The sequence below is a fragment of the Caulobacter sp. DWP3-1-3b2 genome, from assembly GCF_049896325.1.
Taxonomy (GTDB): domain Bacteria; phylum Pseudomonadota; class Alphaproteobacteria; order Caulobacterales; family Caulobacteraceae; genus Caulobacter.
Genome location: NZ_JAFCUB010000020.1, coordinates 54,301 through 61,789, shown reverse-complemented (window position 1 = coordinate 61,789; position 7,489 = coordinate 54,301). Strand labels below are relative to the sequence as shown.

7 protein-coding genes, 1 tRNA gene and 1 pseudogene are annotated in these 7,489 nt (G+C 64.9%); 6 read left to right on the top strand and 3 right to left on the bottom strand.

Annotated elements, in window-relative coordinates; translation table 11 throughout:
- Positions 1-332: 332 nt before the first annotated feature.
- From ACP7AG_RS13635 to ACP7AG_RS13615, 5 genes are all read left to right on the top strand, one after another.
- Positions 333-716, top strand: a complete 384-nt coding sequence (locus ACP7AG_RS13635) for a DUF983 domain-containing protein (RefSeq protein WP_426013015.1) — start codon at positions 333-335, stop codon at positions 714-716.
- Between the two features lie 77 nt (positions 717-793).
- A complete protein-coding gene (locus tag ACP7AG_RS13630) occupies positions 794-1,234 on the top strand; it encodes a DUF2147 domain-containing protein (RefSeq protein ID WP_426013017.1) in 441 nt (146 codons plus the stop codon).
- Positions 1,235-1,327: 93 nt separating this feature from the next.
- A complete protein-coding gene (locus ACP7AG_RS13625) occupies positions 1,328-1,483 on the top strand; it encodes a DUF3309 family protein (protein ID WP_426013018.1) in 156 nt (51 codons plus the stop codon).
- A gap of 116 nt (positions 1,484-1,599) precedes the next feature.
- Positions 1,600-3,060, top strand: a complete 1,461-nt coding sequence (locus tag ACP7AG_RS13620; protein ID WP_426031466.1) for an MFS transporter — start codon at positions 1,600-1,602, stop codon at positions 3,058-3,060.
- Between the two features lie 53 nt (positions 3,061-3,113).
- Entirely contained in the window at positions 3,114-3,893 is a 780-nt protein-coding gene (locus ACP7AG_RS13615) for a DUF599 domain-containing protein (protein ID WP_426013022.1), read from the top strand.
- A gap of 67 nt (positions 3,894-3,960) precedes the next feature.
- Here ACP7AG_RS13615 and ACP7AG_RS13610 read toward each other — a convergent pair whose 3' ends face one another.
- Positions 3,961-4,338, bottom strand: a complete 378-nt coding sequence (locus ACP7AG_RS13610) for an MmcQ/YjbR family DNA-binding protein (protein ID WP_426031464.1) — start codon at positions 4,336-4,338, stop codon at positions 3,961-3,963.
- A 148-nt stretch (positions 4,339-4,486) separates the two neighbouring features.
- Here ACP7AG_RS13610 and ACP7AG_RS13605 point away from each other — a divergent pair.
- Positions 4,487-4,576 (top strand) — tRNA-Ser (locus tag ACP7AG_RS13605).
- A 245-nt stretch (positions 4,577-4,821) separates the two neighbouring features.
- On the opposite strand, the pseudogene ACP7AG_RS13600 reads toward ACP7AG_RS13605, so the two are convergent.
- Both ACP7AG_RS13600 and ACP7AG_RS13595 read right to left on the bottom strand, forming a co-directional pair.
- Positions 4,822-5,214: pseudogene (locus tag ACP7AG_RS13600) on the bottom strand (transposase); the annotation flags it as partial.
- Positions 5,215-5,698: 484 nt separating this feature from the next.
- Positions 5,699-7,390 (bottom strand): MFS transporter, encoded by a 1,692-nt coding sequence (locus ACP7AG_RS13595; RefSeq protein ID WP_426013269.1) that lies wholly within the window; start codon positions 7,388-7,390, stop codon positions 5,699-5,701.
- Positions 7,391-7,489 lie beyond the last annotated feature (99 nt).

Below are 7,489 nucleotides of genomic sequence, written 5' to 3'. Positions count from 1 at the left end.
CCCCCCGACCCCCACCCCCCCCGCCCCCCAAACCCCCCGCGGGCAAGGGGGCGGGGGGCCCGCCCCCCGCCCCCCCCCCACCCCGGTGTAGTTAAGTCGCGTTTGCCCAAGGCCGCGCTTGTTGTCAGATTTTTCAAGATCGGCGGCTACTTACCCGTAACCCACAAAGCGCCAGTGGTTAATGTGGCGAAAGTCTGGCGGCTTTACTCGCTCATCTTGCGAGTGAATGCTTGGGCACACGCATACTCATCTCTACGAAACCTGATTCAAAATGGCGCATGCGACCGCGCGCCCCCTTTCGCAAGGCCCGCTGCGGGAGCATATCCACGCCCATGAATAAGAAGTCTCCTCCCAGCGTCCTGACCGGCATGAAGCGCGGTGTCCGTCACCGTTGCCCCAACTGCGGCGAAGGTCGGCTGTACACGCGCTATCTGAAGGTCGATCTGGACTGCGAGGTTTGCGGCCATGACCTGGCGCGTTACCCGGCCGATGATGGCCCGGCCTATTTCACGATCCTGATCATCGGCCACCTGTTCGTCGCCCCGCTGCTGCTGTTCCCGTTCATCTGGAAAATGTCGCCGGCGCTGGTGGTGCCGCTGACCGTGCTGCCGCTGGCCGGCCTGACCCTGCTGCTGCTGCCCCGCGTCAAGGGCGCGGTGATCGGCGCCCTATGGGCAATGGGCCTTCGCAAGTCCGAGGATTGCCCTAGCGGCTGAGCGGGATCGACACCACTTCACTTGATCAAAGGCTCGGGCTGTACGACAAACCCGGTCGACGGGTGGAGTTGTTTTCTATGCGCGCGATCAAGTTGGCCCTTGCGGCCCTGGCTGCGGTCGTCGGCCTGGCGTGCGGCGCCCCGGCTTTCGCGGAGGGCCCAGGCGACAGCTTCACCTACGGCGTCTGGCGCAATCCAAAGAACACGGTCCATCTCGAGATCAAGCCCTGCGGCGGTGGCCAGGCCTGCGGCAAGGTGGTCTGGGCCAATTCAGACGCCCAGGCCGACGCCCGCAAGGGCGGCACACCGAGCCTGATCGGTCTGCAGCTGCTTCGCGACTTCGAGCTGCAGAAGAATGGCAGCTGGCGCGGCAAGGTGTTCGTTCCCGACCTGAACATGGTGCTGACGGGCACCGCCGATTTCCCCGACGCCACCACCATGAAGGCCAAGGGTTGCCTGGTGGGCCGGCTGTTCTGCAAGTCGCAGACCTGGAAGCGGATCGATATAGCGGCCGGCTAGCCTCGCCAGCCCCGCTGGAACCTTGACCGCACCCTCGGCATTTCCTCTCCCGAACCCGAGCGCGCAGAGCGCTCGGATACAACGGAGACGGACATGCTCGGCACGATCCTCATCATCATCCTGATCCTGGCCCTGGTCGGGGCCCTGCCGACCTGGGGTCACAGCCGTTCGTGGGGCTATTTCCCCAGCGGGGGTCTGGGCCTGATTCTGGTGATCCTGATCATCCTGGTGCTGATGGGCCGGATCTAGCCGTCCACGGAACGGACGGGGACGCACGCATGCCTGCGTGCGTCCCCGATCGCTGCCCCCTCCCCCAAAGACCATTGTTCGCCTAAGGTCGCGACAACCAGAGTCGCGGGGCCAACATGACCGACACCACCATAGCGGCGACCTCGCCCGTCGCCCCTGATCGGGTCCCCATGACCGCCTGGCGCCGCGTCCGCGCCATCCTCGGCGGTTCGGCCGGCAACCTCGTCGAATGGTATGACTGGTTCGCCTACGCCGCGTTCTCGATCTACTTCGCCAAGATCTTCTTTCCCAAGGGCGACCAGACCGCCCAACTGATGCAGACGGCCGCCATCTTCGCCGTGGGCTTCGGCGCGCGTCCTGTTGGCGCCTGGCTGATGGGGCTCTATGCCGACCGCAAGGGCCGCAAGGCCGCGCTCACCCTGGCTGTCGGCCTGATGTGCGCCGGCTCGCTGATCATCGCCCTGTGCCCCGGCCACGCCACGATCGGCGACGCCGCGCCGGTGATCCTGCTGCTGGCCCGCCTGCTGCAAGGTCTGTCAGTGGGCGGCGAATACGGCGCCAGCGCCACCTATATGAGCGAGATGGCGGGGAAGAAGCGACGAGGCTTCTGGTCCAGCTTCCAATATGTGACCCTGATTATGGGTCAGCTCGTCGCGGCCCTGGTGCTGGTGATCCTCCAGAACACCTTGGACAAGTCCGACTTGGCGGCCTGGGGGTGGCGCGTGCCGTTCTTCATCGGCGCCGCCCTTGCGGTTGTGGTCTTCTGGATCCGGACCGGCATCGAGGAGAGCGTCTCCCACCGGAACGTCGCCCAGCACGACCCGATCAGCAGCCGGCAGGTGGCTTCGGTGACCACCCTGCTGCTGCTGACCGTGGCGGCGATGGTGGTTGGCTTCACCGCCTGGTCCTTCGCGGGCGCGGCCCAAGGCGTCTCGGTGGTCTTGCTGATCATGACCTATGTGGCGCTCGCCGCGCCGCTGGTCTCGCGCCATCCCAAACAAACCCTGGCGATCATCGGGCTGAGCGCGGCGGGCTCCTTGGCCTTCTATGCCTACACCACCTACATGCTGAAGTTCCTGACCAACACCACCGGCTTCGACAAGGCCACGGCCGGGGCGGTCAACTTGGCGACCCTGTTCGGGTTCATGCTCCTGCAGCCGCTGTTCGGCTGGCTGTCGGATCGCCTGGGCCGCAAGATCATGCTGGTCTTCGCCTTCGGGGTCGGGGCGCTGATCGCCTGGCCGGTGTTCACCCTGACCGCCAAGGCCGCCAGCCCGCTGATCGCCTTCGCCCTGATCATGACCGCCCTGGTCGTGCAATCGGGCTACACCTCGATCAGCGCCGTGGTGAAGGCCGAGTTGTTCCCCACCCATGTGCGGGCTCTGGGGGTGGCACTTCCATACGCCCTGGGCAACGCCGCGTTCGGCGGCACCGCCGAATATGTCGCCTTGTGGTTCAAGCGCGAGGGCATGGAAAGCGGCTTCTACCTCTATGTTTCTGCGATCATGGCCGTGGGGTTGGTGGTGGCGCTGTTGCTGCGCGACACCGGCAAGCACAGCCTGATCCTCGAAGACTGATAGCGGTCCCTCGCCCCTTTCACCGACTCTCGTTCCAGACCTAAGCTCACCCCATGCACGCTTCGATCCGTCACGCCCTGCACGCCTTTCCCCTGCCGACCTTCGATCTGGTCGTCCTGGGCTTCTTCGCGTTCTGCTGGCTGTTCTACGAACCGCTGCTCAAGCGCCTGGGCCACGCCAAGAACGTCATCAACACCGACATGACGGTGATCCGCCGGCGCTGGATGGCCGAGATGGCGGTGCGCGAGATCGCCCTACTGGATGGCCAGCTGCTCGGCCACGCCATCAACTCGGCCTCGTTCTTTGCTTCGTCCAACCTGATCTTAATCGCCGCCGCGGCCGGGGTGCTGTTTGGCGGCGACAGCGCGCTGAAGAGCATCGAGGGCCTGGCCGTGCTGGCCCCGGCTTCGACCCTGGTGTTCCAGATCAAGATGGGCCTGGTGCTGATCGCCCTGGCGCGTGGCCTGCTCGACTTCATCTGGGCGATCCGCCAGATGAACTACTGCCTGGCCGCCATTGGCGCCACGCCGATGTGGGCCCCGCGCAAGGTGCTGGAAGACTATGCCGAGGCGACCGGGGCGGTGCTCAACCCCGCCCTGTCGTCGTTCAACGCCGGGGTGCGCGGCTACTATTTCGCCCTGGCCGCCGCCGCCTGGCTGCTGGGTCCGATCGCCTTCGCGGCGGCGACGGGCGGGGCCATGGCGCTATTGCTCTGGCGCCAGCGCCGTAGCCCGGCCTCGGTCGCCGTCCGCCGCATCCGTGAGATCCTCGAGGCTCAGCCCGTGACGACCGGACCCCACCTGCCGCGCGACGACCAGGCGAGTCTGTCCTAGAGCATTTTTCGAGCGAAGTGGTTTCGGTTCGCGTGAAGAAAAATGCGTCAAAACAAGAGATTAGCGCTCACGGCCTGACGCAGTAAGGTCGTGAGCTCTGGAGCCCGAGCCCGGCCCGGACCTTCTTGGTAAGCTTGGCGGCGATCAGGCCGTGGGCGGTCTTCAGCCAATCATTGACCTCGGCCTTGTCCTGGCCCGCCAGGTCCTCGAAATACAGCCATTTGGCCCGAGCCAGATAGGGGGCGGGAACGGCCTGGCCAGTCTCGCCAAGCACTTCGAACGCCACATCCGAGGCCTTCAACGAAAACCCCTTGCCGCCTATCGCCCCGCCCAGCACGGCGAACATCTTGCCGCCAACCTTGTAGACGTGGTTGTCGCCCCACTGGACGGTCATGGTCGCGCCGGGCAGGGCCATGGCGGCGGCGTCGAAGGTTTTGGGAGTCATCACGGGTCCTTTGACGCGGGCCAGGCACTATAAGTCGCCCGTGGCTCCGTTTCACCTCGCATGGCCGCTTGCCCCCGCAACCTTCCTGAGTATATTGCGCCCCTTCCTGCGACGGGGGCCTTCAACCGCCTTCGAATCAAGTGCGCATGGTGAGGTGGCCGAGTGGTTGATGGCGCACGCTTGGAAAGCGTGTTTAGGTGAAAGCCTAACGAGGGTTCGAATCCCTCTCTCACCGCCACCGCCCTCATCCAACATATTGTGTTTACTGGATAATATTTACGCGTCGTTTCTGCTGCCCCGTTTTCGGTCCCATTTTCGAATTCGATGACGAGACGGGTGCCTCGCGCGAATCAATGGGCCCCGGATAGATGGCAACCTGGGCTTGCAGGAATGAGGTGGCGCCGGTGGTCCGCACAGTTTGGCGGCTTGGCTAGGGTTGGCTCAGGTTCAGATCACGCCGCCAGTTTGTGCTCGAGGTTGGCCCTATCCGGGGCGAGCCCCGGATAGGGCCAAGTGGGGCCGGTTGGTGTTGTAGTAGCCGATCCACTTGGTCAGGCCGGCCCGCAGCTCCGAGCCGGTCTCGAAGGCATGGATTTAGACGCGCTCGTATTTGAGGCTGCGCCAGAGCCGCTCGATGAAGACGTCGTCTATCCAGCGGCCGCGGCCGTCCATGGAGACCCGCACGCCGGCGTCCTTCAGCACGTCGATGAAGCGGGGCGAGGTAAACGGGCTGCCTTGGTCGGTGTTGAAGATCTCTGGCGGCCTGTAACGGGCCATGGCCTGCTCCCGGGCCTGGATGCAGAACTCGGCGTCCATGCTGTTGGACAGCCGCCAGGACAGCACCTTCCTCATCGCCCAGTCCATCACCGCCACTAGAGCATTTTTCGAGCGAAGTGGTTCCAGTTCGCGTGAAGAAAAATGCGTCAAAACAAAAAATTAGAGCTCACGGCATGACGCAGTCAGGTCGGGAAATGCTCTAGTACAGAAAGCCCCGGCGCATCGGGATGTAAGTAATGTCCGAGCACCAGACCTGATTGGGCCGGTTGATCACCAGCCCGCGCAGCAGGTACTTGTAATATAAGGCCGCCGCCGGCCCGGCGAGGGGTCTCCGATGGGGTCTCCGACGGGGCCTCCCCGAACATGCAGCGATAGGTGCCGGCGAAGCGCCCCAGTTCCCAGACCCATGGCTCAGCGCCACCTGGGTCACCGTGGGGGCCGACTGGCGGCCGCCAGCAGCCGCGCCCGGGCCGCCGACCCTCGACCGGGTGACGGCCGATCTCGACGCGCGCCGCGACACGGCTCAGGCCAGCCACATCGACGGCTTGTGGAGCGGCGGGTGAGGGGCAGTTCTCCGCCTTGCCTACGCTTCGATGTCGACGTCCTTGGTTTCCTTGAGGAACAGCGTGCCGATCACCGCGGTAAGTCCGGCGACGACGATCGGATACCATAGGCCGTAGTAGATATTGCCCGTGGCGGCGACCATGGCGAAGGCCGTGGTCGGCAGGAAGCCGCCGAACCAACCGTTGCCGATATGGTAGGGCAGGCTCATCGAGGTGTAGCGGATGTTGGTTGGGAAAAGTTCGACCAGCATGGCGGCGATCGGGCCGTAGACCATGGTCACGTACAGAACCAGGATCGCCAGCACGCCGACCACCAGGGGCTTGTTCATCAGGGCGTCGTCAGCCTTGGCCGGATAGCCGGCGGCCTTCAGCGTCGCACCGAGCTCTTTCTCCCAGGCGGTCTTGCGGGCCTTGAAGGCGGCCTTGTCGAGGGTCTGGCCCGGGAACGAGGCGAGCACCGCCGGGCCGATCCGCACCTGGGTGATCGCGCCGGCCGGGGCGGCTTGGTTGGCGTAGGTGACGCCGGCCTTGGCCAGGTAGGATTTGGCCAGGTCGCAGGAGCGGTTGAATACGGTCTTGCCCACGGGGTCGAACTGGAACGAGCAGTCGGCCGGGTCAGCGACCACGGTCACCGGCGCGCTGGCCACCGCCGCCGCCAGTTGCGGATTGGCCGCCGTGGTCAGGGTCTTGAACAGCGGGAAATAGGTCAGGGCCGCCAGGACGCAGCCCAGCATGATGATCGGCTTGCGGCCGATCTTGTCCGACAGCCAGCCGAAAAACACGAAGAACGGCGTGCCGATCAGCAGGGCGATGGCCACCAGCAGGTTGGTCGTGCCGCCATCGACCTTGAGCATCTTCTCCAGGAAGAACAGGGCGTAGAACTGGCCGGTGTACCAGACAACCGCTTGCCCCATCGTCAGACCGACCAGGGCGAGAATGACGATCTTCAGATTGCCCCACTTGGCGAACGAGTCGGCCAGGGGCTTCTTGCTGCCCTTGCCCTCGTCGACCATCTTCTGAAACGATGGGCTTTCGGCCAATTGCAGGCGGATCCATAGCGACACGCCCAGCAGCAGCACCGAGATCAGGAACGGGATGCGCCAGCCGAAGGCCTGGAAGTTGTCATCGCCCAACGCGTTGCGGGTCAGCAGTATGACCACCAGGCTGAGGAACAGGCCGAAGGTGGCGGTCACCTGGATGAAGCTTGTGTAGAGGCCGCGCCGACCGGCGGGCGCATGCTCGGCCACATAGGTCGCCGCCCCGCCATATTCACCGCCGAGCGCCAGGCCTTGGACCAGGCGCATGACGACCAGGGCGATCGGCGCCGCGATGCCGATCTGCGCGTAGCTGGGCAGCAGCCCGACCACGAAGGTCGACAGGCCCATCAGCAGCATGGTGACCAGGAAGGTGTTCTTGCGCCCCCACAGATCGCCCAGCCGCCCGAACACCAGCGCTCCGAACGGCCGCACCGCGAAGCCTGCCGCGAAGGCCAGCAGGGCGAAGATGTAGCCCGTGGTCTCGTTGACCCCCGAGAAGAAATGCTTGGTGATGTAGGTGGCGAGCGAGCCGTAGAGGTAGAAGTCATACCATTCGAACACCGTGCCCACCGAGGCGGCCCCGATGACCAGGGCGTCCTTGCGCCCGACGGGACGGCCATCCTTGGCGCCCTTGGCCGGTTTGCCGGCGTTCGTCGCCGTGGTGTCGCTGCCCATCGCATCTTCCCCCTGAAGGCCGCTATTGGCGCGGCTCATGTTACCGCAACCATCATGCCCTCGACCGATTGCGATGGCGAGAGCCTACATGAACTGGTT

What these genes read in the sequence shown, in the direction of transcription:
- ACP7AG_RS13610 (WP_426031464.1), bottom strand. Translation starts at nt 4,338, where the DNA reads ATGACTCCCAAAACCTTCGACGCCGCCGCCATGGCCCTGCCCGGCGCG.
- ACP7AG_RS13630 (WP_426013017.1), top strand. Translation starts at nt 794, where the DNA reads ATGCGCGCGATCAAGTTGGCCCTTGCGGCCCTGGCTGCGGTCGTCGGC.
- ACP7AG_RS13595 (WP_426013269.1), bottom strand. Translation starts at nt 7,390, where the DNA reads ATGGGCAGCGACACCACGGCGACGAACGCCGGCAAACCGGCCAAGGGC.
- ACP7AG_RS13625 (WP_426013018.1), top strand. Translation starts at nt 1,328, where the DNA reads ATGCTCGGCACGATCCTCATCATCATCCTGATCCTGGCCCTGGTCGGG.
- ACP7AG_RS13615 (WP_426013022.1), top strand. Translation starts at nt 3,114, where the DNA reads ATGCACGCTTCGATCCGTCACGCCCTGCACGCCTTTCCCCTGCCGACC.
- ACP7AG_RS13620 (WP_426031466.1), top strand. Translation starts at nt 1,600, where the DNA reads ATGACCGACACCACCATAGCGGCGACCTCGCCCGTCGCCCCTGATCGG.
- ACP7AG_RS13635 (WP_426013015.1), top strand. Translation starts at nt 333, where the DNA reads ATGAATAAGAAGTCTCCTCCCAGCGTCCTGACCGGCATGAAGCGCGGT.